The sequence below is a fragment of the Devosia sp. genome (assembly GCF_028290435.1).
In the GTDB taxonomy this organism is placed as follows: domain Bacteria; phylum Pseudomonadota; class Alphaproteobacteria; order Rhizobiales; family Devosiaceae; genus Devosia.
Window position 1 is genome coordinate 24864 of record NZ_JAQGJV010000018.1, and the last position, 24975, is coordinate 49838.

22 protein-coding genes and 2 riboswitches are annotated in these 24975 nt (G+C 64.0%); of the genes, 7 read left to right on the forward strand and 15 right to left on the reverse strand.

Annotated elements, in window-relative coordinates:
• Window positions 1-7: 7 nt before the first annotated feature.
• The 5 genes from JWP26_RS05125 to JWP26_RS05145 all read right to left on the reverse strand — a co-directional run bounded on the left by JWP26_RS05125 (window position 8) and on the right by JWP26_RS05145 (window position 4901).
• Window positions 8-811: an urea amidolyase associated protein UAAP1 gene (locus JWP26_RS05125; RefSeq protein ID WP_299724370.1), complete on the reverse strand. Its 804-nt coding sequence runs from the start codon at window positions 809-811 to the stop codon at window positions 8-10.
• On the reverse strand, window positions 808-1635 hold the full coding sequence (locus JWP26_RS05130) for an ABC transporter ATP-binding protein (RefSeq protein ID WP_299724372.1): 828 nt from the start codon (window positions 1633-1635) through the stop codon (window positions 808-810). The genes JWP26_RS05125 and JWP26_RS05130 overlap by 4 nt, the downstream gene beginning before the upstream one ends.
• Window positions 1635-2450: an ABC transporter permease gene (locus JWP26_RS05135; protein WP_299724531.1), complete on the reverse strand. Its 816-nt coding sequence runs from the start codon at window positions 2448-2450 to the stop codon at window positions 1635-1637. The genes JWP26_RS05130 and JWP26_RS05135 overlap by 1 nt, the downstream gene beginning before the upstream one ends.
• Window positions 2451-2628: 178 nt before the next feature.
• Window positions 2629-3702, reverse strand: a complete 1074-nt coding sequence (locus tag JWP26_RS05140) for a putative urea ABC transporter substrate-binding protein (protein ID WP_299724374.1) — start codon at window positions 3700-3702, stop codon at window positions 2629-2631.
• A gap of 72 nt (window positions 3703-3774) precedes the next feature.
• A riboswitch (guanidine-I (ykkC/yxkD leader) is annotated at window positions 3775-3883 on the reverse strand.
• 130 nt (window positions 3884-4013) lie between these two features.
• Window positions 4014-4901 carry an MBL fold metallo-hydrolase gene (locus JWP26_RS05145; RefSeq protein ID WP_299724376.1) on the reverse strand — a complete coding sequence of 296 codons (888 nt, stop codon included), beginning with the start codon at window positions 4899-4901 and terminating at the stop codon, window positions 4014-4016.
• Between the two features lie 156 nt (window positions 4902-5057).
• Window positions 5058-5164: riboswitch (guanidine-I (ykkC/yxkD leader) on the forward strand.
• 70 nt (window positions 5165-5234) lie between these two features.
• Between JWP26_RS05145 and JWP26_RS05150 the strand changes: the two genes are divergently transcribed.
• The 5 genes from JWP26_RS05150 (at window position 5235) to JWP26_RS05170 (ending at window position 11228) form a co-directional block, all read left to right on the forward strand.
• Complete coding sequence (locus tag JWP26_RS05150) at window positions 5235-6788, forward strand: ABC transporter substrate-binding protein (protein ID WP_299724378.1); 1554 nt, start codon at window positions 5235-5237, stop codon at window positions 6786-6788.
• A gap of 61 nt (window positions 6789-6849) precedes the next feature.
• Window positions 6850-7629 (forward strand): N-acyl homoserine lactonase family protein, encoded by a 780-nt coding sequence (locus tag JWP26_RS05155; protein ID WP_299724380.1) that lies wholly within the window; start codon window positions 6850-6852, stop codon window positions 7627-7629.
• Window positions 7622-9385, forward strand: a complete 1764-nt coding sequence (locus JWP26_RS05160) for an ABC transporter ATP-binding protein (protein WP_299724382.1) — start codon at window positions 7622-7624, stop codon at window positions 9383-9385. The genes JWP26_RS05155 and JWP26_RS05160 overlap by 8 nt, the downstream gene beginning before the upstream one ends.
• Entirely contained in the window at window positions 9382-10236 is an 855-nt protein-coding gene (locus JWP26_RS05165; RefSeq protein ID WP_299724384.1) for an ABC transporter permease, read from the forward strand. Before JWP26_RS05160 ends, JWP26_RS05165 begins: the two co-directional genes overlap by 4 nt.
• Before the next feature lie 2 nt (window positions 10237-10238).
• Window positions 10239-11228: an ABC transporter permease gene (locus tag JWP26_RS05170; RefSeq protein WP_299724386.1), complete on the forward strand. Its 990-nt coding sequence runs from the start codon at window positions 10239-10241 to the stop codon at window positions 11226-11228.
• Here the strand turns inward: JWP26_RS05170 and JWP26_RS05175 are convergent.
• Window positions 11225-11911: a phosphoribosyltransferase gene (locus tag JWP26_RS05175; RefSeq protein WP_367184075.1), complete on the reverse strand. Its 687-nt coding sequence runs from the start codon at window positions 11909-11911 to the stop codon at window positions 11225-11227. The two genes, JWP26_RS05170 and JWP26_RS05175, sit on opposite strands and share 4 nt — an antisense overlap.
• Window positions 11912-11968: 57 nt before the next feature.
• Between JWP26_RS05175 and JWP26_RS05180 the strand changes: the two genes are divergently transcribed.
• Window positions 11969-13138, forward strand: a complete 1170-nt coding sequence (locus JWP26_RS05180; protein ID WP_299724388.1) for a M20 aminoacylase family protein — start codon at window positions 11969-11971, stop codon at window positions 13136-13138.
• Window positions 13139-13287: 149 nt separating this feature from the next.
• Here the strand turns inward: JWP26_RS05180 and JWP26_RS05185 are convergent, their stop codons facing one another.
• From JWP26_RS05185 to JWP26_RS05210, 6 genes are all read right to left on the reverse strand, one after another.
• Window positions 13288-14184 (reverse strand): nucleoside hydrolase, encoded by an 897-nt coding sequence (locus JWP26_RS05185; protein WP_299724390.1) that lies wholly within the window; start codon window positions 14182-14184, stop codon window positions 13288-13290.
• Window positions 14181-15506 (reverse strand): amidohydrolase, encoded by a 1326-nt coding sequence (locus JWP26_RS05190; protein WP_299724392.1) that lies wholly within the window; start codon window positions 15504-15506, stop codon window positions 14181-14183. The genes JWP26_RS05185 and JWP26_RS05190 overlap by 4 nt, the downstream gene beginning before the upstream one ends.
• The gene (locus JWP26_RS05195) at window positions 15503-16558 is read right to left on the reverse strand and encodes an ABC transporter ATP-binding protein (protein ID WP_299724393.1); all 1056 of its coding nucleotides are present in this window, start codon (window positions 16556-16558) and stop codon (window positions 15503-15505) included. The genes JWP26_RS05190 and JWP26_RS05195 overlap by 4 nt, the downstream gene beginning before the upstream one ends.
• Window positions 16559-16567: 9 nt before the next feature.
• Entirely contained in the window at window positions 16568-17359 is a 792-nt protein-coding gene (locus JWP26_RS05200) for an ABC transporter permease (RefSeq protein WP_299724535.1), read from the reverse strand.
• Window positions 17356-18180, reverse strand: a complete 825-nt coding sequence (locus JWP26_RS05205) for an ABC transporter permease (protein WP_299724395.1) — start codon at window positions 18178-18180, stop codon at window positions 17356-17358. Before JWP26_RS05205 ends, JWP26_RS05200 begins: the two co-directional genes overlap by 4 nt.
• Window positions 18181-18379: 199 nt before the next feature.
• A complete protein-coding gene (locus JWP26_RS05210; protein ID WP_299724397.1) occupies window positions 18380-19408 on the reverse strand; it encodes a PotD/PotF family extracellular solute-binding protein in 1029 nt (342 codons plus the stop codon).
• 153 nt (window positions 19409-19561) lie between these two features.
• Between JWP26_RS05210 and JWP26_RS05215 the strand changes: the two genes are divergently transcribed.
• Window positions 19562-21430: an adenine deaminase gene (locus tag JWP26_RS05215; RefSeq protein ID WP_299724399.1), complete on the forward strand. Its 1869-nt coding sequence runs from the start codon at window positions 19562-19564 to the stop codon at window positions 21428-21430.
• Window positions 21431-21655: 225 nt separating this feature from the next.
• On the opposite strand, the gene JWP26_RS05220 is transcribed toward JWP26_RS05215, so the two are convergent.
• Genes JWP26_RS05220 through JWP26_RS05230 form a run of 3 tightly spaced genes read right to left on the reverse strand, consistent with a single transcriptional unit; the run spans window position 21656 to window position 24974 of the window.
• Window positions 21656-22252 (reverse strand): NAD(P)H-dependent oxidoreductase, encoded by a 597-nt coding sequence (locus JWP26_RS05220; protein WP_299724401.1) that lies wholly within the window; start codon window positions 22250-22252, stop codon window positions 21656-21658.
• Window positions 22252-23652: an FAD-binding oxidoreductase gene (locus tag JWP26_RS05225; RefSeq protein ID WP_299724403.1), complete on the reverse strand. Its 1401-nt coding sequence runs from the start codon at window positions 23650-23652 to the stop codon at window positions 22252-22254. Before JWP26_RS05225 ends, JWP26_RS05220 begins: the two co-directional genes overlap by 1 nt.
• Window positions 23649-24974: a cytosine deaminase gene (locus JWP26_RS05230; protein WP_299724405.1), complete on the reverse strand. Its 1326-nt coding sequence runs from the start codon at window positions 24972-24974 to the stop codon at window positions 23649-23651. Before JWP26_RS05230 ends, JWP26_RS05225 begins: the two co-directional genes overlap by 4 nt.
• Between the last annotated feature and the right edge of the window lies 1 nt (window position 24975).

The following is a 24975-nucleotide window of genomic DNA, read 5'->3' on the forward strand; positions in this document are numbered from 1 at the left end:
TGTCCCCTCAAACCAGTTGCATGGCGTTGTTTTCGAAGCCGCGAACGGCCTCGGCGGTGGCGGTGCGGCAAAGGTCGTCGGCCGCGGGCGCGGCGGCGCGGTAGCGGATGACCTCGACCGGCTGGGGTGCGTAATCCGGGTTCGGATCGAGTGGATGCGGGCAGTTGGAGAGGCCGATGATGAGGTCCATCTCGGCGCGCAGTTCGACATAGTCGCCGGCCATCCGCAGGTCTTCGCGCCAGACGAAGGTGCCGTCATCCAGCACTCGGACGGGGGCGAACAAGGTGAGGGCCGAGGGGATGTCGCGGCGGTCGAGGCCGAGCTTGGCCGCGACGAGGATGAAGTTGTCGCGGGTGTTGCGGGTGTCGCCGGCATATTTGGCGGCATTGGAGGCGCCGGTCGAGCCACCCACCAGGCCGTCATGAGCGGACGAGGCGGCTTCGGTGACCGAGAACATGACCCGGCCCATGTCGGAGAACAGCACGCGGCCTTTGGCGATGGCGGTGGTCCACTGCACCTTGACCGTATCGGGCAGGTTGAGGCGTTCGCTGGTATCGGCTTCGCTCCAGGCGATCATGGACAGGGCCGAAGGACCGCTAGTCTGGCTGAGGCGAATGGTGTCGCCGGCCTTGAGCGTGGTCGACCAGTACCAGCCGCCGGGAATGGTTTCGGCGTGGATCGGGTTGGCGATCGGCGCGGCCGGAATGGCGCTGGGGCCGGGCAGGGCCTTGGGGGCATTTTGCAGGCCCTTGCGCTGATGCTCCTCATAGCGCCCCCGGTCGGCGGCGATCTGCTCTTGGGTGCGGCTCATGGAACAATGTCTCCTTGTGGCGCCAGGTCGTCCTGGCCAAGTCCCAAGGCAATGACCGGGTCGTCCCGGTCGGGGGCAAAAATGCTCGGCTCGCCGGCAATGCGCGGCGGCCAGATATCGATGTCGCGGCTGAGCACGGCGCCGTAGCGCTCGCGTTCCTCCGGGCGGTCGCGGGGGCGCTCGAAGGCGATGACGCGGGTGCCGAGGGTAAAGGCCTCGCGCATGTCGTGGGTGACCATGACCACGGTGAGTTCGGTTTCGTGCCAGAGGCGCTTCATCAGCACGTGGATTTCGGCGCGAATGCCCGGATCGAGCGCGCCGAAGGGCTCGTCGAGCAGCAGCACTTTGGGCTTCATGATCAGCGCTTGGGCCAAAGCGAGGCGCTGCTGCATGCCGCCGGAGAGCTGGGCGGGATATTTGGTTTCGGAGCCGTTGAGGCCGACTTCGGCGATGAGCATCATGGCCTCGTCGATCGCGGCGCGGCGCTCGGCGCCGAACAAGCGGGCGGCCATGGGGGAGCGCTTGAACACCTTGCCGAGCAGCACATTGCCGAGCACGGTCAGGTGCGGAAACACCGAATAGCGCTGGAACACCACGCCGCGATCGGGGCCGGGTTCGGCGATCAGCGGTACGCCATCAAGGGTGATGACGCCCTGGCTGGGGGCTTCCTCGCCCAGCAGCATTTTGAGGAACGTCGTCTTGCCGCAGCCGGAGGGGCCGACCAGCGCCACGAAAGCGCGGGAAGCGATGGTGAGGGAGATTTTCTCCAGGACGATCTGGTCGCCATATTCCTTCCAGACCTTGTCGAGCACGATTTCGCTCATCAGCGTGCCTCCAGGTTGGACCAGGGGAAGACGGCGATGCGCAGGCGATCGAGCGCGAAATTGGTGATCGCGGCGAGCAGCGTTATCCACAGGACATAGGGGAAGATGATGTCCATGGAGAGGTAGCGGCGGACGAGGAAGATGCGGTAGCCGAGACCGGAATCCGACGAGATGGCTTCGGCGGCGATCAGGAACAGCCAGGCGGGGCCGAGCTGGAGGCGGAGGCAGGTGATCAGCCGGGGCAGCACTTGCGGCAGCACGACGCGCAGGGCGATCTGCCATGACGAGCCGCCCAGGGTTTCGGCCTTGATAGTCTGCTCGCGCGGCAGTTCGAGCACTTTGAGGGCGAGGTCGCGGATCATGGCGGGGGCGACGCCGATGACGATCAGGGTGATTTTCGAGGTTTCGCCGAGGCCGAGCACGATGAACAGGATAGGCAGCAGCGCCAGCGGCGGCACCATGGAAATGGTGGCGACGAAGGGGGCGAGCAGGGCGCGGACATAAGGCAGCATGCCGATGACCATGCCGAAGAACAGGGCGATCAGCGTGGAAATGCCGAGGGCGGAGAACAGGCGGACGAGGCTGGCGCCGGTATCGGACCACAGCAGATATTCGCCGGTGCGCGGATCGGGCTGGAACGCCATGCGGTTGACGGCGTCGGTGAGGGTTTGCAGCGCGGGAAGGAGCTTGTCGGCGGGGTTATCGGCCAGGCGCGCGGCCGAGGTGAAGCCATAGGCCACGATCAGCAGCACGAACGGCGCGAGCATCAGCGCGATCTGCGTGGCGCGGGTGGGCTTGGTGTTGATCCAGCGCATGGGCTTGTGTCGCTTGGTTGTGAAGATTTTGAGAGCCACGATCTGATCCCCTCCCCCTTGAGGGGAGGGTTAGGGTGGGGGGAGGCTTGGGCGGGAGTGGAGCGCCACTCGGGGGGAGGATTCCCCCCACCCCGGCCCTCCCCTCAAGGGGGAGGGGCGATGGAGCGGGATGGACCGGTTACAGTGACCCAGCCGCCGCTGCGGCCATATACTCATCGGTGAACCGCAGCTTTACGTTGGCGGAGTCGCCGAGCACTTTCCCATCGGGCAGTTCGATGCCGATGATGTCGGCGGAGGGGGCGCCGGAGCCGAGCAGCCCCTTGTCGAACAGGAACGTGCGGACCTTATCCATCGTCGTGGCCAGATCCGGAGACGACGTGAACGCCACGGCATCGGCCGGCTTGTCGAACAGCTTCGTCGCGGCGAGCTGGGCTTCGAAACCGGCTTGGTCGGTGCCGGAGGCGACGCCCATGGCGGTGCGGGCGGCGGCGCCTTCGGGCGTGTCCGCAGTCATGGCGGCCATGGTGTCGTACCAGATGCCGGCCAGCGCCTTGCCGAAGTTCGGGTTGTCCTTCAGCACATCGGTATTGGCGACCATCATGTCGATGATTTCGCCGGGGATCTTGGTGCTGTCGAACACATTGGTGGCGCCGGGCAGAGCCAGGATTTCCGAAACCATCGGGTTCCAGGTGACCATGGCGGTCACGTCGGCGGTCTGGAAGGCGCCGACCATGTCGGGGTCAGACGTATTGACGACGTTCACGTCGCGCTCGCTCATGCCGGCGCTTTCGAGCGCGCGGGCGAGGAGGTAATGGCTCACTGAGAATTCGACGAGGTTGACCGGCTGGCCCTTGATATCGGCGAGGCTGGTCTTGTCCTTGAGGATGACGGCGTCATTGCCGTTGGAGAAGTCGCCGATGATGACGGCGGTGGTGTCGACGCCGCCGGCGGCGGGGATGGACAGGCCGTCCATATTGGTCAGCGTCACCGCATCAAAGGCGCCGGCGGTATATTGGTTCATCGACTCGACGTAGTCGTTGAACTGGGTGACCTCGATGGTGATGCCGTATTTGTCGGCCCATTTCTTGACGATGCCGGTATCGCTGGCATAACCCCAGGGCATCCAGCCGACATAGATCGACCAGGCGACCTTGAAATCGGTCTTGGCCTGGGCTTGCGCCAGCGTGGTCATGCCGCCCGCGAGGGAAGCCGAAAGCGCCAGTGTGGCGGCGATTTTGGAAAGAAGGTGCATCTCAATTCCCCTTTGCGTGTCTCACAAAAAGGGATCGGCAGAAACCATCGCGCCAATCCCTTGGCTATCGAGGTCTCCCGGGCTTTTGTCCCGCCGTGCATCCGCGCGGATGTCTCCCGCGTGGTGGTAGCTCTCGGACCAGGCACGTTCAGCGAACGCCGGAACCCTAGCTCCTTACTCGGTTAGTACACAGCAAGAGCCGTGCCAGAGCGAAAAGCGCGCGGAATCAAGGGGTTGGAAATCGGGGAATGCCAAGGGTGGATAAAATATGGGCGCGTGACTGTGGTGGTGATGAGAATATAGGCAGCGACTCAGCCGGGCAAAGCCAGGACCGCTTCGACATTGTGGCGATGCACCGGCTCGTAGGCGCCGAAGTAGAATACGCCGCCGGTGGCGAGGACTTCGGCGGCGAAGTCGGTGAGGCTGAGGTTGGCAAGGTCCGGCTCCGCCTTCAGCCGTTGCAGCTTCTGGATGTATAGGCGGGTCGCGGTGATGAACTCGCGACTATAGCCGCCCGACTCGATCATTTCGACCGAGCCGTGATTGGGTAGGATGCGGGTAAAGTCCCAGCTTTCCATGCGCGTCAGGTCTTGCAGGTGGATCGACAGGCGATCGGCCTGGGTCACGTAGGTCACCGTGTCCTCGAGCGTATCTCCGGCCAGCAGCACGCCGAGCGCGGGGAGAAGCAGGACGGTCGCGTCGTGGCTGTGGATGTCGAGCAGCCGCAATTGGACGATGGTGTTGCCCACCCGCAGCTCTGTTTCTGCTTTGAAGATCGAATTGGGCATGATCAGGGGCTTGATCGGCGGATCGTTGTTTTCCAGCCAGTCCTTGTTGTCGACCAAGGCCTGGGCCGTGAGGGTATTGGCGATGATCTCGCAATCGGCGAACACGGCATTGCCGGCGACGTGGTCGGTGTGCCAGTGGCTCAGCACCACGCGCATGCTTGTGACGCCCTGTGCCTCCAGCGAGCGGCGGATGAATTGCGCATGGGGGATCGACATGTGAGTGTCGTAGACCAGAGCCTCATTGCCCTCGACGATCGCGTAGGAACACGTGCCCAGGGTAAAGGCGCCATCGTCGAGCCAGTTCGGGGCGGCAGAGTGGGCCCGAATGCCGGGAATGCGGCCGTCGTAAAATCCCACAATATTGGGATAGGGGCGCAGGATTTGCATCGTCGATCCGAGTTCGAAAGCCACGCTCTGTCCTTCCAGCCTAAAGTTTGTTCGGCTGCGTTTGATGCCTATATTTTGCCCATGGACCGCATCACTGCATAGACTTGCGGCACAAGTCAAACGGATCGGCGTTGATTCATAACGATAATTTTCTGGCACGAAGCTTGCAATTTAGCGGGTGAGTTTGGGGGCTAGGGTTCCGGTGGCATGCCACGTCTGGTCCGAGAGCTACCACCGGTTCGGGAGACATCCGGCCGGACACACGGCGGGAGAAAAGCCCGGGAGACCTCGTTAGCCAAGGGATTGGCTGCGTATGGTCCGTCACCAATCCCTTTTGAAATGCGAAAGGGATGTGACGTGCAAACCAATATCTTTGATCCGAAAGCTTCGATGCGCGGCGGCAAGCGCCTGCTGGGCCTGGCCGCTATGCTGCTGCTATCGGCGGCGCCGGTCCTGGCGCAGGAAACCCTGCGCATCCCCTATTTCACCGATATCGGCTCGTTCGACCCCGATAATGCCTTCGAGGTCGGGGCGCTCAGCGCCATCAACAACGTCTATGAGGGCCTGGTCGAATATAAGCCCGGCACCACCGAGATCGTCGGGTTGCTGGCGAAGTCCTGGGACGTGTCGCCCGATGGGCTGACCTATACGTTCCATCTGGTGACCGGCGCAAAATTCCATGACGGCACGCCGTTCAACGCCGATGCGGTGATCAACTCGTTCACCCGCCGCCGCGATAACGAGCTGGTGCTCAGCTACTTCCTCGCCAATGTCAAAGACATGCAGGCGCCGGACGAGGCCACGCTTGTGCTGACGCTGAACCAGCCCCAGCCCTCCTTGCTCGATGCCTTTTCCAGCCCATGGGGGCCTAAGGTGATCAGCCCGACGGCACTGGCCGAACATGGCGGCGACGATGTCGGCAAGACCTGGCTGAACGAGAATGCGGTGGGCACCGGCCCGTTCAAGCTGACCGAATTCAAGCGCGGCGAGGAATATACCCTGACGCGCAATGACGAGTACTGGGGCACCGAGCCCTTCTTCAGCGAAATCCAGATCCCGGTCATCGCCGATGTCGGCCAGCAGATTCTGCAATTGCAGGCCGACGAGATCGACGCCGTGCCCAACAATTATCCCTGGGCGCAATTGAGCGGCCTGCCGGCCGGCGTCGAAGTCACCGCAATGCCCAGCATGGCGCTGGTCGAGGCTTTCGTGAAGCCAGGCTCGCCACTGGATAATGCCGAAGTGCGCAAGGCGGTGCTGACCGCGATCAACCCGGCGCTTTGGGTCAAGGACGCTTTTGGCAAATACGCGACACCGGCCAAGTCGCTCTATCAAGTGACGATGCTTGATCCCAAGACGCCGGTGGCGTTCCCCTCCGACATGGAGGCCGCCAAGGCGTCGATCACGGCGGCTGGGCCGATCAAGCTGGTGCTGGGCTATTCCAGCGAAGAGGCCAAGAATGTTGGCCGCGTCGCCGACCTGATGATCGCGCAACTGGCGCTGATCGGCATCGAGGCGACTGTCAACGTGCTGCCCTCGGGTGCCGCCTATGCCATGAAGGGCGATGCCAGCGCGCCCGATCTCTATATCTCGCGCTCCAGCCCCGATGCGGCGCATCCGGAAAACCAGGCCACGGTGTTCTATACGGCCGGCGCACCGCTGAACTTCTATGGCGTGGAACTGCCTGCCGCCGATGCGCTGGTCAAGGAGGCCGGCACCAAGACCGATATCCCCGAACGCAATGCGCTCTATGAACAGGCCGGGCAGATGTATTTCGACGCGGGTTTCTTCATCCCGCTGGCCGATGTGCAGGACGTGGTGGTCAGCGCCGAAGGCCTGACCGATCTGGGGCTGCGCCCGGTGTTCCCACCCGGCAATATCGACTTCGCCACGGTCCACTGGGCCAATTGAGCCAGCCTGCCGCGCTGGTGGTTTCCAGCGCGGCACCACTCTCAACAAACAGGGCCGTTTCATGACCAGCGTTAAGCGACTTTTCGTGCTGCTGTGCGGCTTCGAAATCATTCCCAAGACCGTCTCGACCTATCAGATCGGCGCGCGGTTCATCATCTCGGTGCCGATCTCGGCCTATCTGCTGGACACCGATAGCGGCTGGGTGCTGTTTGATACCGGACTGGACGAAGCCAATCTGCGCGATCGCGACAAGCTCGATGCGCTCTATCTGTCCAAGGGCTGGGACCCGCAACCGGTGATCAAGCCGCACCATGAACTGGAGCGCCAGCTCAACGAGATCGGCATCGGCTTTGGCGATATCTCGACGGTGATCCTGTCGCATCTGCATGCCGACCATACCGGCCATATCAAGCACATGAAGCAGGCGAAATTCATCGTGGCGCAGCGCGAGTGGGATTTCGTCAAATCGGGTGAAGCGCCGTATTACTTCTTCGACTCCGACTACGATCTGCCGGGGCTGAACTGGGAATTCGTCAGCGGCGATACCCAGCTCATGGATGGGCTGACCATCATTGCCACGCCCGGCCATTCGCCGGGGCATCAGTCGCTGGTGCTCGAACTGCCCAACACCGGCCCAGTCGTAATCGCCGCCGATGTGGGCGACCTGATGATTAACTTCACCGACGAAATTCTCCCCGGCGGCATGACCGACCAGGCTGAGGCGCTGGCCTCGATCCGTCGCATCAATACGGTGGTGGCCGAAAAGCAGGCCATGCTGTTTTTGACGCACGATCCCGAACTGATCCAGCAGATCAAGCTGGCGCCTGAATACTATGACTGAGCCGGTTCTCACCATCAAAGACCTGTCCGTGGTGCTGAGCCGCGACGGGCGAGCCAATCGGGTGCTCGACGGCATCAGCTTCGATGTGGCGCCGGGCGAGATCATCGCGCTGGTGGGCGAAAGCGGCTCGGGTAAATCCACCATCGGGCTGACGCTGCAAGGGCTGCTGCCCAAGGAGAGCGAACCGAAAATATCGGGTTCGGTGCTGCTCGATGGCGTCGAGATCGTCGGTGCCAAGCCGGGCGTGTTGCGCGCGGCGCGGCGGCAATTGGTGCGGGCGGTGTCGCAGGACCCGATGGGTTCGCTCAACCCGACCATGACCATAGGCCGGCAAATGCGGGAATCTGGGGTGGGCGATATTGTCGATTGGCTGGGCCGTACCGGCCTGCCGGACCCCGAGCGCATTGCCGACTCGTTTCCCCATCGCCTGTCGGGCGGGCAGCGCCAGCGCGTCCTGATCGCCATGTCGATGATGACCGGGCCAAAGCTGCTGATCGCCGACGAGCCAACGACGGCGCTGGACGTGACCATCCAGGCGCAGATTCTCGACCTGCTGCGCAAGCTAGCGCGCGAACAGCAGACCGCCATTCTGTTTGTGACGCACGACCTGAGTGTTGCCGCCTCCTTGGCCGACCGGGTGCTGGTGCTTTATGCCGGGCGGGTCGCAGAAATCGGCGGCGTGCGGGATGTGATCCGCAATCCGGCCCATCCCTATTCGGCGGGCCTCCTCTCGGCGCGCTTCGATTTTACCTCCGACCGGCTGCGGCCGCTGCCGACGCTGCCTGTCGAGCGCTCGCGCCCGCGCGACGCCACTAATGCCTGTGCCTATGCGCATCGCTGCCCGATCGTGCAGGAGGATTGCACGACGATCCGTCCCGCACTGCGGACTGTGGGCAATCATTCGGGCGCAGCGGCGTGCCTCCATGCCGAGCAAACGCCGGCGGCCACCGACACCAGCCGCACTCGTCCGCTGTGGCCGGAATCGGTGGTGCAGCGCAGTGCCGTGGCGCTGGAGCTGTTCCAGATCAGCAAGGGCTTTGCCACTGGCGCCAAGAATTTTTGGGGCGTGCGGGCACCGCGGCCCGTGCTGAAATCGGTCGATCTCACTATTCGGCAGGGCGAGTGCGTGGCGCTGGTGGGCGAAAGCGGCTCGGGCAAATCCACCATCTTGCGCATTGCAGCGGGGCTGCTGAAGCCCGATAGCGGCGACGTTTCGCGGGTCGACAAGATCGCCCCGCAGGTGGTGTTTCAGGATGCCGTCGCCGCGCTGACGCCGTGGCTGAGCGTGGGCGAGCAGATCGGCGAACGGCTGCGCCCGCTTGGCCTGAGTGCCGAGGAAAGTCGCCGCCGGGTTGCCGAAGCGATGGAACTGGTGGGCCTCGATGTGGGGCTGATGCAGGCGCTGCCGTCCGAACTGTCGGGCGGGCAGTGCCAGCGCGCGGTGGTGGCGCGGGCCGTGGTGGTGCCGCCGAAACTGCTGCTCTGCGATGAGCCGATCAGCGCCATGGATGTGTCGCTGGCGGCCACGACGCTCAACCTTCTGGGTGACCTGCGGCGGCGGTTCGGTATGGCCATGCTGTTCGTCACCCACGATCTAGCGGCGGCGCGCATCATCGCCGACCGCATTGCCGTGTTGCAACATGGCGAACTGGTCGAGGATGGCGATCCCGATGCGCTGATCGCGGCGCCCAAGGCCGCCTATACGCGCGCGCTGATCGCCGCCATGCCCAGCCTGCACACGGAGCTGGCCCAATGACCGATATTGCTGTCGTACCGGCCCGTCACCGCTTCAACTGGGCCAACTTTTTCCGCCGCGTGGGCTGGCTTGAAACTGTGGGCATTGCCGGGGTCTTGCTGATTACGCTCGTGGCGCTGTTCGCGCCCTGGCTGACGCCGTTCGATCCGCAATTGCGCGTTGACGCGGCATATCTGCCGCCAACGATGGCGCACTGGTTCGGCACCGACGAGATCGGCCGCGACCTGTTTTCGCGGGTCATTCTGGGCGTGCAATATACCTGGCTGCCGGGGCTGGGCGTGATCGTCTTCAGCCTGGTGTTCGGCTCGATCATCGGTCTCGTCGCGGGGGCTGCGGGCGGGCGGATCGATATGGTGATCCAGCGGGTGATCGAGCTCTTCCTCGTGCTGCCCTCGACGCTGATCGCCCTGGCGGTGGTCGCGGCTTTGGGGCCGGGCCTGTTCAACACCATGATCGCCATCGCCATCTTCTGGTGGCCCTGGTATGCGCGGATTTCCCGCGATGAAATCCGCCGCCTCCAGACGCGCCCGCATGTCGAGGCGGCGCGCGTGGCGGGAGTGCGGGGACCGCGGCTGCTGCTGCGCTACCTGCTGCCGGGCGCCATTCCATCCTTGCTGGTCGCGGCCACACTCGATGTCGCCAATATCATCATGACCATGTCGCTGATGAGCTTTCTCGGGCTCGGCCAGCCGGCGCCTGCGCCAGAACTCGGGGCCATGACCTCGCGGGCGCTCGATAGCCTGACGGTCTATTGGTGGCTGCCCATCCTGCCGGCCGTGGTGATCTTTTTCATGTGCCTGCTCGCTAATCTGGCCGGTGACGGCATTCGCGCCGCGTTGCGGGGAGCTTGAGCATGTTGCCTTATCTCGCTAAGCGCTCCGTCAGCCTTGTCGTCGTGCTGCTGGCGATGAGCTTCATCGTCTTTTGCCTCCAAAGCATCATCCCGGCCGATCCGGCACGCGCCATTGCCGGACCCACGGCGCCGGCGGCGACCGTGGAGGTCGTGCGCCAGCAATTGGGGCTGGATGACCCTATGCTAGTCCAGTATGGCCGGTTCCTCAGCAATCTGGTGCATGGCGATCTCGGTACCTCGGTGCGCACCCGCCAGCCGATCGCCGAGGATGTGCGCAAGTACCTGCCGGCATCAGCCGAACTGGCACTGGTGGCGCTGGTGTTCGGCATCGCTCTGGCTGGGCTCTTGGCGCTGGTGCAGAACACCATGCAGAACTCGGGCTGGGTCAAGCTGGCCATCGTCGCGGCCGGCTCGACGCCGATATTTCTCAGCACATTGCTGCTGGTCTATTTCCTGTGGTTCCGGCTGGGCTGGCTGCCCGGTGCCGGCCGGCTGAGCATCAGGCGGTTTTCGGGGCCGACCGGGTTCAACCTGCTGGATGGGTTTCTGGTGGGGCGGCCCGAAGTCAGCCTGGATGCGCTGCTGCACCTGATCCTGCCGGCGCTGGCACTGGCACTGCCCATTGCGGTGGCGGTGGGGCGCAGCCTCAACGGCGCGCTGCATGACGTGATGAAACAGACCTATATCCGCACCGGGCGCGGCAAGGGGCTGAGCGAAACCGCCATCGTCCTGCGCCACGGCCTGCGCAATGCCGCCTCGGCGCCGCTGGCCATGATCGGCCTGCAGGTGGGGCTGCTGTTTGGCAATCTGCTGATCGTGGAGCGGGTGTTTTCGTGGCCGGGACTGGGGCTCTATACCGTGCAGGCCTTCGCCACCTCCGACCTGCCAGCGGTGCTCGGCGTGTCGCTGGTGTTCGGCACGTTCTACATTTTGATCAATATCGTGGTCGAGGTCAGCCAGTCGCTAGCGGACCCGCGCATTGGGCTTTAATCGGGCAGCCAGTGGCCGTTCGGTGTGCGTGCGAAACGCGGCGAGGCGATTGGGGCCACGATCTTGTCGCGATGGGCGGCGAGCGGGGTGTGCCAACGGGTGCCTTGCAGCATGGCGACGACGACGGCGACGGGGGTGATGCCGGCCTGAGCCAGAAGGGTCAGCACGGCCACTATCGAGGTGCCTGAACTGATCACGTCATCGACCACAACGACGCGCTTGTTTGCCAGGAGCGGCAGGCTGCGCGGATCGAGAAAGATGGTTTTCTGATGCGTTGGGCTGGTGATGGAGGACATCGGGGCGGAAAGCGCGTCGACGTACCAGAATTTGCGCGAGGTTCCCAAGGCCACCATGCGGGGATGGCCGAGGCGGCGGGCGACATTGTTGGCCAGCGGCAGGCCGAGCGTGGGGACGCCGATGATAACTTCGGGCGCGAGCGGCGCGATCAGTTCAGTCATCGCCTGCGACAGCGCATCCTCGACCGCGAAGCTGGCTTGGTTGACGATCAGCGAGGCGACGGCCTGCGTGCCATCGCCGGGCAGGACGCGCAGCGGCAGCAGCAATTGGCGGCCATCGGGGAGGCGGGTCGGATAGCTGTCGGTGAAACCATCGGCTGGGGCGCTGTCGTGGGTGTCGGTGGGATCGATGGTCTGCCAGAAGTGATGCGGTTCAAGCGGCGAAATGGGATGCGTCCTATGGTAGGGATTGGCGTGACTGGATTTTCAAGAGCTTAGCAACCGATGACGGCCCGAGACAACGACCCATTCGAGATCGATACCATGATCGCGCTGCGGCGCGACCTGCATACCCATCCCGAACTCGGTTTCGAGGAAGTGCGCACCAGCGATATCGTCGCGGCGCATTTGGCGGAAGCGGGGATCGAGGTGCATCGCGGGCTCGGCAAGACCGGAGTGGTGGGCACGCTGCGGGTGGGCGACGGCACGCGCGCGATCGCGTTGCGGGCGGACATGGATGCGCTGGCGATGCCGGAATTGTCCGACCTGCCGTACAAATCCGTGGTGGCCAACACCATGCATGCCTGCGGGCACGACGGGCATACGGTGATGCTGCTGGCGGCGGCGCGGCATCTCGCGCGGACGCGGTCGTTTTCGGGCACGGTGCATTTCGTGTTCCAGCCCGCCGAGGAAGGGCGCGGCGGCGCCAAGGCGATGATTGCCGATGGGCTGTTCGAGCAGTTCCCGGTCGATGCAGCCTATGGGTTGCACAATATGCCGGGGCTGGCGGTGGATGAAATGGCGGTGGTTGCGGGGCCGCAATTGGCGTCGTCTGATAGCTGGGAGGTGACGTTCCACGGCGTGGGCACGCATGGCGCCAAGCCGCATCTGGGGCGCGACGCGATGACGGCCGCGGCGCATTTCCTGTCCATGATCCACACCGTGGTGGCGCGGCGGGTCGATCCGCTGCAGCCGGCGGTGGTGAGTGCGTGTGCTATCACGGGCGGTGATTTCCGGGCGCTGAACGTGATCCCCGATGACGTGCGGATCGGAGGCACGGCGCGGGCCTATACGCCGGCGGTGCGCGACCAGCTTGAAGCTGAGATCGGACAATTGGCGCAGGGCGTAGCGGCGACGTTCGGGATTACCGCGGAGTATAGTTTCCTGCGACGCATTCCGCCGGTAGTGAACGATGTGGACGCAACGCGGCGGGCGCTGGCAGCGGCGCAGACGGCAACCGGGACGCGGCCAGTGGTGACCGATTTTCCGCCTTCGACGGCGGGGGATGACTTCGCGTTTTTCGGCGCAGCGGTGCCCGGGTGTTATGTGTGGCTGGGGAACGGAACGGCGGTCGATGGCGCGCTGCACCATAACTCGCGGTATGATTTCAATGATGAGGCGATTTTGACCGGGGCGAGGTTCTGGACGGCGTTGGTGGAGCAGGAGCTGGGGTGAGGCAGTCTTCACCTCTCCCTTGGGGGAGAGGTCGACGCGCAGCGTCGGGTGAGGGGGCCTTCCTCTCGCTCGACAACAAGACAAGGCCCCCTCACCCGGCCCGCAAGAGCGATCCGACCTCTCCCCCAGAGGGAGAGGTGAAGAAGGCGTCAGGCGAGCCCTTGCGCCAACAACCCCAGCACCCCTTCGACATCGACTCTCATGGCGATCTTGACCGATGCCATGCCGGCCACCAGCGCCCCAGCATCCGGCCCATCGCTTAAATCCACCGACACGTTCCGTGTTTCGATGCCAAACAATTCCGGCGCCAAAGCCAGCAGCATCACGCAGGGGTCGTGGAGGGGGCGGCTTTCGTGGCCGTCCTGGAAATAGGCGGAGATCAAATCGGCGGCGGCGTTGCCGGCAATGCCGGTGCGCAACGCCTGCACGAATTCCACACTGGCGCGGACTTTTCGGGTGACGTCGAGCGGGATCAGCGTGACGTCGAGGCCGCTTCGGAGCACGGCGTCGACGGCCTCGGGATCGCAGGCGAAATTGAACTCGGAATGGGGGCCAACATTGCCCTTGTCGTGCACCACGCCGCCCATGACGATCAGGCTGCCGATGCGACGGGCGGCGTCTGCGTGGTCGCGCAGCAAGAGCGCAATATTGGTGAGCGGGCCTAGCGCCAGGATATCGACGCTGCCGGCATGGTTGGCGCGAAGCTGTTCGGCCATCCAGAACGGCGCGTAGCCATGGGGTTTGGCGAGGGGCTCGGGCAGGACCACACCGCCCAGCCCGTCATTGCCGTGAATGCCGGCCTCCTCGATCCCCTTGCGGGCCAGCGGCGCGGCGGCCCCAGTGATGACCGGAATGCTTTCGCGATCGAGCAATGCCAGCAGGCGGCCGGCGTTTTTCGTGGTGATGTTGATGCCGATATTGCCCGCCACTGATGTCAGCCCCAGCACGTCGAAGCGACGGCTATTGAGCGCGAACAGGATGGCGACGGCGTCATCCAGTCCCGGATCGGTATCGATGATGACGCGGCGAGTGGATGGCGCACTCATTGGGGCGACGCGTCGATACGGGTCATTTCGGCCTTGAACTGATGGGCGATCTGCAATGCATCGCGCAGGGTTTTTTGCGGCTCGAGGGTTTGCACCTCGCCGTTCCGCAGCAGCCAGCGGCCGGCCACCATCGTGTCCGTCACGTCGGTCGGCAGGGCGGCGAAAACCAGCATGGCATAGGGATCGTAGATCGGATGCAGGCGCGGTGCGGTCAGGCTGATACGGATCAGGTCGGCCTGCTTGCCGGGTTCCAGCGAGCCGGTCTTGGCCTCAAGGCTGAGCACCTTGGCACCCTCAATGGTGGCCATGCGGATCACGGTGGCTGCCGGCAAGGGCAGGCGCGATTTGCCGCGCAGCTTCGCGAACATCGACATGGGCGCGAGCTGGGAAAATAGGTCCAGCGTATTGCCGCTCATCGGCCCGTCGGTGCCGATGCCGACGGGAACGCCGGCCTTGCGCAGCGACTCGATGCGCGGAATGCCGCGGCCGGCCTTGCCATTGGAGCGCGGATTGGTGGCGATGCGCACGTCGGCCTCGGCGATCAGCTCGATATCGCTGTCGCCCAAATGTAGGCAATGGGCGCCGACCAAGCCGGGTTTCAAGAGACCCGACTGCTTGACCAGCTCGGTCGAAGAGGCGCCGTAGGTCTCACGCGCCCACTTCACCTCCATGTCGCTCTCGGCCAGATGCATCTGCACCACGACATCGGGATGCGCGTCCGACCAGCGGGCGATCTGCCCCATCATCTTGATGCCGACCGAATAGGGCGCGTGCGGCGCGATCGAAGGGGTGACGAGAGGATGGCCGGAAAACTCATCGACCAGTTGTTCAACCCGCTCGAAGCCCTCATCGAAGGTGGCGTGGTCCGGGGCGTTGAAATCGGCTAGGGTCTGCCCGACCACGGCACGCATGCCGGTCTCGGCGGCAACGCGGCCAACTTCGGTTTCGAAATAATACATGTCGGCCACAGTGGTGACGCCGCCCTGGATCATCTCCAGTGCAGACAAAGCCGAGCCGGCGCGCACCATGTCGGGCGTCACATATTTGCGCTCGAGCGGCAGGATATAGCGATAGAGCCGGTCGTCGATATCCTCGGCCAGCCCACGGAATACCGACATGGCCATGTGGCAATGGGTATTGACCATGCCGGGCATGACGATATCGCCGCCGCAATCGACGATCTTGGCATCGGGGATAGTCGGTGGCGTGCCGGAGCCGAGCGCGGTGATCGTGGCGCCATCGATTTGCAGCCAGCCGGACTGGTGGGCGGACATGGCTGGGTCGATCGTGAGCAGCCAAGCGTTGGTGAGGAGGATAGTCATTCCGGTGCCAGGATCGTGCATTGCTCGGGGACCGGCACCAGCTTGGCGGTGGCGCCGATGTCGAGCGGGCGGGTCAGCGGGCCGTTGGCGGTCAAGTGCCCGGCAGGGGTGTCGCATTGATATTGATAGGCGCGGCCCAGATAGGTGCGCAGGCCGAGGGTGGCGGGGATGCCATCCGCGCCAGCCGTGACGGCGAGGCCATCGGCGCGGCAGGCAAGAGTGAAGTTGTCGGGGATGGCGCCGAACTGGTCTTGCGACAGGGTGAGGCGCACGCCGCCGGCGGCTTCGGCGGTCACGCCGGCGCCATCGCGGGCGGCGACGGTCATTGGGATCAGGTTTTCAAAGCCGACGAAGCGCGCGACGAAGGCATTGGCGGGGCGCTGATACAGCGTCTCGGGCGTATCGAGCTGCATGATGCGGCCGGCATGCATGATGGCGACGCGGTCGGAGATCGAAAAGGCTTCTTCCTGGTCATGGGTGACATAGACCGAGGTGGTGCCATTGGCGCGCTGGAGCTGGCGGATTTCCACCCGCATGTCGACGCGCAGCTTCGCATCGAGGTTGGAAAGGGGCTCATCGAACATCAGCAGCGGCGGCTCGATCACGAGCGCGCGGGCCAAGGCGACGCGCTGTTTCTGTCCGCCGGACAGCGCACCCGGCAGGCGATCGCCGAACGGGGCGAGACCGACGCGCTCCAGCATGGCATTGACGCGCTTGGTCTTGGCCTCGCCCGAAATGCCGCGCTGCTTGAGGCCAAAGCCGACATTGTCGGCGACCGACAAATGCGGGAATAGCGCATAGTTCTGGAACACGAGGCCAATATTGCGCTGATGCGGGGGTAAGCGGGTCAGGTCCTTGCCGCCCAGCTCGATCTTGCCCGAAGTCGGTTCGAGAAAGCCGGCGACCAGCCGCAGCGTCGTGGTCTTGCCACAGCCGCTGGCGCCGAGCAGGGACACCAGTTCGCCCTCGGCAACCTCGAGCGACAGGTCCTCGAGCACCTTGGTGGTGCCGTAATGCGCGGTGATTTTTTGGATCGAAAGAGCTTGGGTCACGGCGCTACTCTATTTGGCAAAAAAGGTCAGGCCCAGCGTCCGCTCGACGGCGGCCATGACGGCGACGGTCAGGCCCATCAGCAGCACCGAGACCGACGCCACGGTCGGATCGAAGAACTGTTCCATATGGGCCAGGATCTGGATGGGCAGGGTGGAAATGCCCGGCCCGGTCAAAAAGATCGAAATCGACACATCGTTGATCGAGGTGATGAAGGCCAGGATGAACGCAGCGATGACGCCGGAGCGCACGTTGGGAAGCAGGATGGTGAAGAAGGTTTTGAGCCGCGGCGAGCCCAGGCTGATCGCGGCTTCCTCGATGGAGAAATCGAAGGCCGCGAGCGAGGCGCTGATGACGCGTACGACATAGGGCAGCACCAGCAGCGAATGGCCCAGCACCAGCGACACGAAAATCGGCGCGTGGAATTGGGTGGCGACATTCTTGAGCAGCGAAAAGCCCAGCACCAGTTCGGGCACCAATACCGGCAGGATGAACAGCGTCGAGAGCCAGCCGGGCAATTGGATGCGGTAGCGGTTGAGGGCATAGGCGGCGGGCACGCCGACCAGCAGCGCAATGCCGGTGGAGAGGAACGCGATTTCGAGGCTGGTGACGATGGTGCGCCGGAAGGCCTCGATTTTGAAGATGTTCTCGAACCAGCGCAGGGACAGGCCTTGCGGCGGAAAGGTCAGATAACTGGTGTCGCTCAGCGCCGCGCCCAGCACGATGACCAGCGGGCCGACGAGGAAAATGAACACCAGCACGGTGAGGGCGATCAGGACGGGGTGGATATTGCGGGTCATCAGACGGCCATCGGGTTGAGGCGGCGGGCGACGCGGGTCATCAGGAGCACGATAGCGATGGTGATGACCACCATGATCGCCGCGATGGTGGAGGCCGAGACCCAGTCGAAGGTGACCATGGCCTGCTGATACATCAGCGTGCCCATGACCATCTGCGCCTCGCCGCCGAGCAATTGGGGGGTGGCGTAAGCGGTGAAGCTGCCGGTGAAGACGAGGACGGCGCCGACGATCAGGCCGGGCACGGCGAGGGGCAAAATGACCTGCATGAAGGTGGCCGTGGGTTTGGCGCCAAGCGAGGCCGAGGCCTGCAGCAGGTCATCGGGAATGGCTTCGAGCACGCCAACCAGGGTCAGCACCATCAGCGGCACGAACAGGTAGACCATGGCCGTGATCACGGCCCCCTGGGTGTAGAGCATGCTCAGCGGCTCGGAAATCAGGCCGGTGGAGAGCAATGCCGAGTTGAGAATGCCGTTTTTGCCCAGGATAATTAGCCAGGCGAAGGAGCGCACCACGACCCCGGTCAATAGCGGAAACACCGCCGCGACGATCAGGATGGACTTGAGCCAGCCGGGCGAGCGGGAGACCACATAGGCGGTGAGAAAGCCGATCACCAGCGATATGGCCGTCGTCGCCAGCGATATCTGGATGGTGCGCCACAAGACCGTACGGCGGAAGCCGCTGCCGAAGAAGGTGAGGTAGGGGGCGAACGGCCCCGCCGTGGTGGCGAAGGTTGTGACGATCGTGGCGAGGACGGGCAGGATGAGGAAAACCAGGACCAGGAGGGTCGCGGGAGTGCTCAAAGTCCAGCCGGCGAAGCGTTTCATAAAAGGGCCTTAAGTCATCGATGCGGCAGCGTTGAGTGGAGCAGAGCCCCTCCCCTTAAGGGGAGGGGTTGGGGTGGGGGGACATGGGTTGGAGTGGCGACTGCCGATCCCTAACCCGGTGGCGAGTTCCCCCCACCCTAGCCCTCCCCTCAAGGGGGAGGAGACCGTTCCGCGAATGCGGCGCGATCAGCGGCCTGTACTAGCCCCCGAACAGTTCATTCCACTTTTCGATCCAGCCAGCTTTGGCGGCGTTCATCTTGACATAGTCGACGCGCTGCAGGCCTTCGATCATCTCCGCGCCATAGGTCCAGATCGCGGCCTGTTCGGGGGTCAGTGTCACCGACTTGACAGCGGGGGCATCGACGCCTTCCTCGGCCAGCTTCTGCTGGATGGCGGGGGTCAAAAGGAAATTGATGAACTGGTAGGCCAGCTCCGGCTCAGGCGCGCCGGTCGGGATGTTGACCGTGTTGACGGTGGCGATGGCGCCCTCGCTGAGATCCGCCCACTTGGCGGTCGGTACGGCGGCCTGGATCTGGGCCAGGGTGAAGTCCTGGGCGATCGCGGTGGTGATTTCGCCGGTCGAGAACAGGTTGATCATCTCCGAGCCGGTATTGTAGTTTTTCACGATATTCGGCTTGAGATCGGCCAGCGCCTTGAAGGCCCCATCGGCGTCCGCATAGGCATCGACGCCGGCATGGTCGCCGGCCTTGATCACGGTCATCGGGCCGGCCGTGGTGGTGATGCCCGGCAGCGAGATCGAGGAGGCGAGATCGGCGCGCCACAGGTCGTTCCACGAGGTGATCGGGGTCGTGACCTTGGCGCTGTCATAGACGATGCCGACGCGGCCCAGCGTATAGGCCGGGCCGTAGCCGCCCTGCGGGTCCTTGGCGAGATCGTAAAGACCGGCCAGGTTCGGGATTTTGCTCGGATCGATCTTCTGGAACAGGCCGGCTTCGATACCGGTCTGGCTAAAACTGTCGGACAGATAAATGACGTCGACGCCTTCGCCATTGCGAATCTGCAGCTTGTTCAGCCGCTCGCCGGCATTGCCGGTTTCAAACACCACTTCGCAGCCGCACTGGGCCTTGAATGGCGCGATAAGCAGCGCATCGAGCTTTTCACCATTGAAGCCCCACCAGGAGATGGTCAGGGTCTTGGTTTGCGCAAAAGCGGGCGCGGCCATCAGCGCGGTAGCGGAGAGCGCCAGCGCGATTAGAATCTTCTTCATTGCGATTTCCTTTGCAGCCCGGCGGGCAGGCCAGGCGATGCGGATGACGACGGCTTCCCGACCCCCAGCCTATTTTTGTGGCGTCCCCCATTCAAGCCCAATAGTTGTGCTTTACAGTGCTACTAAAGCTCAAACCAAAGCCTGGATCACGCCATGACCGATGCCTTGCCCGCCGACCTGTTGATCACCGCCGATGACGAAGTGCGGATTCGCCAGCATCTGGCGCTGGTTGCGCTCGGTAAGGCCAAGGCGGACCGGTCATTGCGGGTCGGTCGGCTGCTGGATGTGCATGGGCGGCGATGGCACGAGGATCAGGAAATTGTCATCTCGGGCCGGCGAATCGCGTGGGTGGGGCCGGCCGGGGCCTATCCGGGCGAGGTCGGGGAGCGATTCGAGGAGCTGGCTCTCTCGGCCGTTCCGGGGTTCGGCGAAGTGCATAAGCATATCGAATCGAGCCACCTGACGCCTGAATGGGAGGCGGCGCTGGTGATGCCGCGCGGCTGCACCTGGGTGTGCGAGGCCAGCCACGAATTTTCCAACGTCAACGGGCCGAACAATCTCGAATTCTGGCTGACGGCGCGGCTGGCCGGCTCGCCGATGAAGATTTTTCCGCTGCCGGGCTCGGCCGTGCCGCCGACGGCTTATGAGTGGGGCGGCGGGCACTTTGGCTATGACGAGCAGAAAAGTTTCCTCAAGCAAAGCCTGATGGTGAGCGGGCTCGACGAGGTCATGGACTGGCCCGCCGTGTGGAACACGGAGAACCCATCCCACGAGCGGCTGTGGGGGATGATCCGCGCGACGTTCGAGCAGCGCGGCGTGGTCGAGGGCCATGCGGCGGGGATGCGGGGGATCGACGATATCAACGCCTTCGCCGCTGCCGGCATGGCGTCGGACCATGAGGCGTGGACGCTGGAGGAGGTCAAGGACAAGCTGCGGCGTGGACTGTTCATGGAAATCCGGCCGCATTCGCTGCCCGATATCGTCAAGGGATTGTTGGCCGAGGGCTTTGACGACTGGAGCCAGTTTGCGCTGTGCACCGACGACCGCTCCTGCACCGACACCCTCAAGCTGGGCGCCACCGACCACAATGTACGGCTGGCGATCGAGGCGGGGCTGGCGCCGGAAATCGCCATCCAATTGGTGACCATCAATCCGGCGCGGCATATGCGGCTCACGCCCTGGGTGGGCTCGATCGCGCCGGGGCGGTTTGCCGATATGGTGCTGCTGGATGATGTGGCTAGCCTGTCTATCGCCAAGGTGTGGGCCGATGGCGAACTAGCGTCGGAGGGGAAGAGTTTCCTCAAGCCGGTGCCCAAGATCGATTGGCCGGATTGGGCGACGAAGACGGTCAAAATCGACCGTGAGATGACCGCCGCCGACTTCGCCATCGCGGGGGAGCCGGGCCGAGAGACCATGCAGGCGGCGGTGCTGCGGCCATTCCACTGGGCCGATGATTTTATCACCATGGAACTGCCGGTGCGTGATGGGCAGATGCAGCGCGACGAGAGCCGCAATGTCACGAAGTTCGCCATCGTCGACCGGTTTTCGGGGGAGGGACAGACGTCAAAAATGTTCTGGCTCGGCACCGGGCCGCGCACGCCGGATACGGGGCTGGCGGCTTCGCTGGGGCATGACAAGCACAACATCTGGGCGGTGGGTTCCTCCGACGCAGCGATGGCGACGGCGGTGAATGCGCTACGCGACATCCAGGGCGGCTGGGCGCTGGTGCGCGAGGGCAAGCTGGTAGCCACGGTGCGCTACGAGGTTGGCGGGTTGATGAGCTGCCGGCCGGCTGAGGACTTGGATGCCGAAATGCAGGCGCTTTATGCCGAGGGAGCGAAAGTGGACTGGATGTTCGAGCCCACCTTCTCGCCGCGCTGGTGGCCGGGATTTCCCGAACGGCTGGCGTTCGCGACACTGACCTGTGCGCCATGGCGCTGGGTGCTGGTGGCGCCGTCCCCGTTGGCGCCGGAGGGGTTTGTGAATGTGGCGACGGGGGCGACGCATAGGATCGTGTGGTGAGAGCCGGACGGTATTCGCTGCAAATAGCGCGATGTCGGCGAGCCCCCACCCCGGCCCTCCCCCTTGAGGGGAGGGCCGGGGTGGGGGGAATTCGCGGCATGGCGAAATCCGTTTTTCAGCTCCACTCCCGCTGCGGCTTCCCCCCACCCTAGCCCCCCCCCTCAAGGGGGAGGGGACGGTGCGGTGGCTCTCGAACGGCTGTGAAAACCCGAAGGCTGATCGGGCCTAAAACCGTCCGATCTCCACCCGTACCTTCTCGATAAACCCCGCCAATTGCTCGGCCGTATTATTGTTCATGTCGTACAGCGCCAGGTATTTCGGCGGCTTTGGCGTGCGGAAGGTGACCCAGGCCCAGCGCCTCGCCAGCCGCCGCGGGGGATCGCCCATCACCATGGTGCGCCAGCGATTGCCGCCATAGGTGGTCACGAACGCGACTTTCTTGATGTGCTTGAGATTTGGCAGCAGCTTGCCGCGATCGCCGCCGCCTTCGAGGATGAAGGACACGCCGGGCAGGAACACCCGGTCGAAATAGCCCTTGAGAATGGCGGGGTAGCCGTAGTTCCAGACCGGGTGGACGAACACCAAAGCTTCGGCCGCCATCAGGCGATCGACATAGGGCTTGATTGCCGGGGTCAGATTGCCCGGTACCTCGTGATAATTGAGGCGTTCCTCGCGGCTGAGCGTAGCGCCAAAACCCTCGTCATAAAGGTTGAGCGCATCGACCTCGTGGCCATTGGCGGTCAGCGTCTCGACGACGGTGTTGAACAGCGTGCGGTTATAGCTGGTCTCGACCGGATGGGCATGAATGACATGGACCCGCATCAGGCGGCATTGACCGGATTGAGGCCGTCGAACAGCCAGGCCTTGCCGGCGTTGAAATCGAAATCCGGGTTTTCCCAGGCAATCATCTTGCCGGGATTGAGCATGCCCTTGGGATCGGCCTCCCGCTTGAAATCGAGCTGCTTGAGGTCGGTCTTTTTCATCCCGCCTTCCTCTAGCGTATAGCGGTGCGGATTGAACACGGCGCAGCCATTGTCCTCGTGGATCTTGACGATCTCGTCGAGCCGCGCCTCGGTGGTATAGCGCACCATGGGCAGGCCGGCGAAGGTCACCTGGCCATCCTGCCGGGTCATCTCGATATGCATCGGCAATTCATCGCCGAGCAGGGCGACGATCTTTTCGACATGCGCCAGCGTTGGATAGCGGGTTTGCAGATACGTGATGGTCGGATCGGACTTGAGCGCGCGCAAGGTGGTGTGGTTCCAGGCCAGCTCATAGATGGGGGGCAGACGCTTGAGTTCCTCGGGCGTGGCTTCGTCGGCGCGGTAGAGCATGTCGCCCCCGTGGTGGCCGACGAACAGCGTCATCGCCTCAAGCGCGACCGGCGCGACCATCAGCAGCACGACCGACTGGCCGTCTTTGATATAGGGCTTGTGCCGGTTGAAATAGGCCTCTGGGATCGGCGCGGCGCAGGGGGAAACTTCCTTGACCAGGAGACCATCCTGCAAGGCCACGGCCTCGCCGAAGCGGCAGGCGTCGATGAAGTCATCAAACCCCACCATCATGTCGATCCACTCATAGCTCGTGGTCAGCGGCATCTCGGCTTCGACGATGATGCCATTGGTGCCATAGGCGTGGGCGACCTTGAGAATGTCCTCGCCCTTGAGGTCGAGCTCGCGCGGGACTGCCTCGCAGGTGATGACCTTGAGACCCAGAATGCTGCCCAGGGCGCGCAAGCCGCCCCAGCGCACCGAGCCGACCCCGCCGGAACCGCCGGCGATAAAGCCGCCAAGGCTGGCCATGCGATAGGTCGAGGGATGGAAACGCAACTCGCCGCCAACGGCAGCCTTGGTCTGGTGGTCGATCTGTTCGAGAATGGCACCGGCCTGGGCGCGGACCCGGTCTCTCTTGATCTCGAGCACCTTGTCCATGTTCATCAGGTTCAGCATGGCGCCACCCGCTAGTGGCATGGCCTGGCCGTAATTGCCGGTGCCGGCGCCGCGCGGGGTGATGGCGACATTGTGCTTGTAGGCGGCGGCGAGGACGGTCTTGACCTCCTCGTTGGTGCGCGGCGACACGACGATTTCGGCGGTAACGTGGTCGAGCTTGGCCTTCAGAATCGGCGAATACCAGTAATGGTCGCGGCTGCGCTGTTGCACGATGCGGGGATGGTCTTCGACCGGAATATCGCCAAGGTCGGCGCGGAAGGCGGCAATGCTCATTGTGGGCGTCCCATCAAGTCGTCGAGTTCGCGATAGTCGGGCAGGGTGGTGTCGATCGGCATGCCTTTGCGGATGACGATGCGGTCGCTTTGCGGCCGGCTCATCAACTCGCTCCAGGCGCGGGCGCGGAAGATGACGAAATCGGCCGGTTCGCCAACGGCAATGCTGGCTTTATAGGCGAAGTCGCCATGAGTGGCCGGCGATGCGCCGACGGCTCGGACCCAGTCCCAGGCCTGGTCCTGCGGGTGATCGAACTGCAGGATGCGCGCGCCCTCGCGGAACACCTCGGCGCCGTCCAGGTCGCCATAGGCGTAGAAGGGGTCGCGCGTATTGTCGGAGGCGATGGCGACGGTGGCCCCGGCCGCCTTGAATTCGTTGAGCAGGGTGACCCCGCGCCGGATCGGCGTTCGCACCGCGCCATTGCCGTTTTCGCGATCCTGCAGGTAGATGTTGCACATCGGCAGGGACACGATGGCGATGCCGGCCTCGACCACCTTGTCGATGGTTGTTTTGACGGTCTGCTCGTCCTGCACGGTCAGCACGCAGCAATGGCCGGCCATGACCTTGCCCTTGAAGCCGGTCTCGATCACCGCCTCGGCCAGATGCAGTAGGGCATGGGCGGCGGGGTCTCCGGTTTCGTCGGTATGCAGGTCGAGATCGAGGCCAAGATTGCCGGCCTTTTCCACCACGGCCAGCATCGCCTGCTTGGCGCGGTCATAGACCGCAACGGAGCCGCCCAACAGGCCGCCAGAGGCTTTGACTTGCTGCGCGATGGTGTCGAGGGCAACCGGATCGAGCATGGTATCGGGGCCGATAATGGCCACAGCCTGCAGCTCGATGCGGTCGGCCCAGCGCTCGCGCATCTTCTCGAACAAAGCCCAGCTGATTTCATGCTGCGGCGGCGCCGAATCCAGGTGCGTGCGGATGGCCGCAGTGCCGTGGGCATAGGCACAGCGCAGGGCGAAATCCATGCGCCGCTCGACGTCCGAGGCGGCCCACAGGTTTTCGCGATCCGACTGCACGGCGAGCAGGGCGCCCAGCCAGGTGCCGTTCGGGTTTTCCTTGCGCGGCCAGATATGGCCTTTGTCCAGATGGGTATGGATATCGACGAAGGCCGGCAGCACCAGCCCGTCATCGCAATCATAGACGGTCCCGCCCACGGAGGCATCGATGCTGGGCTCGATGGCCGCGATGGCGCCATTGACCACCGAGATATCGAGCTTTTCGACCCGCCCGCCGGTCCCGCCCATGGCGGCGACCGGGATACGCGCATTCTTGAGCAGGAAGGTGCCGGTGGCGGAAAAGGAGGATTTGTCGGCCACG

Coding starts and splice junctions, on each gene's coding strand:
- JWP26_RS05190 (WP_299724392.1), bottom strand. CDS start 15,506: ATGACTATCCTCCTCACCAACGCTTGGCTGCTCACGATCGACCCAGCC.
- JWP26_RS05155 (WP_299724380.1), top strand. CDS start 6,850: ATGACCAGCGTTAAGCGACTTTTCGTGCTGCTGTGCGGCTTCGAAATC.
- JWP26_RS05125 (WP_299724370.1), bottom strand. CDS start 811: ATGAGCCGCACCCAAGAGCAGATCGCCGCCGACCGGGGGCGCTATGAG.
- JWP26_RS05165 (WP_299724384.1), top strand. CDS start 9,382: ATGACCGATATTGCTGTCGTACCGGCCCGTCACCGCTTCAACTGGGCC.
- JWP26_RS05215 (WP_299724399.1), top strand. CDS start 19,562: ATGACCGATGCCTTGCCCGCCGACCTGTTGATCACCGCCGATGACGAA.
- JWP26_RS05140 (WP_299724374.1), bottom strand. CDS start 3,702: ATGCACCTTCTTTCCAAAATCGCCGCCACACTGGCGCTTTCGGCTTCC.
- JWP26_RS05170 (WP_299724386.1), top strand. CDS start 10,239: ATGTTGCCTTATCTCGCTAAGCGCTCCGTCAGCCTTGTCGTCGTGCTG.
- JWP26_RS05130 (WP_299724372.1), bottom strand. CDS start 1,635: ATGAGCGAAATCGTGCTCGACAAGGTCTGGAAGGAATATGGCGACCAG.
- JWP26_RS05225 (WP_299724403.1), bottom strand. CDS start 23,652: ATGAGCATTGCCGCCTTCCGCGCCGACCTTGGCGATATTCCGGTCGAA.
- JWP26_RS05180 (WP_299724388.1), top strand. CDS start 11,969: ATGACGGCCCGAGACAACGACCCATTCGAGATCGATACCATGATCGCG.
- JWP26_RS05185 (WP_299724390.1), bottom strand. CDS start 14,184: ATGAGTGCGCCATCCACTCGCCGCGTCATCATCGATACCGATCCGGGA.
- JWP26_RS05220 (WP_299724401.1), bottom strand. CDS start 22,252: ATGCGGGTCCATGTCATTCATGCCCATCCGGTCGAGACCAGCTATAAC.
- JWP26_RS05205 (WP_299724395.1), bottom strand. CDS start 18,180: ATGAAACGCTTCGCCGGCTGGACTTTGAGCACTCCCGCGACCCTCCTG.
- JWP26_RS05160 (WP_299724382.1), top strand. CDS start 7,622: ATGACTGAGCCGGTTCTCACCATCAAAGACCTGTCCGTGGTGCTGAGC.
- JWP26_RS05135 (WP_299724531.1), bottom strand. CDS start 2,450: ATGCGCTGGATCAACACCAAGCCCACCCGCGCCACGCAGATCGCGCTG.
- JWP26_RS05210 (WP_299724397.1), bottom strand. CDS start 19,408: ATGAAGAAGATTCTAATCGCGCTGGCGCTCTCCGCTACCGCGCTGATG.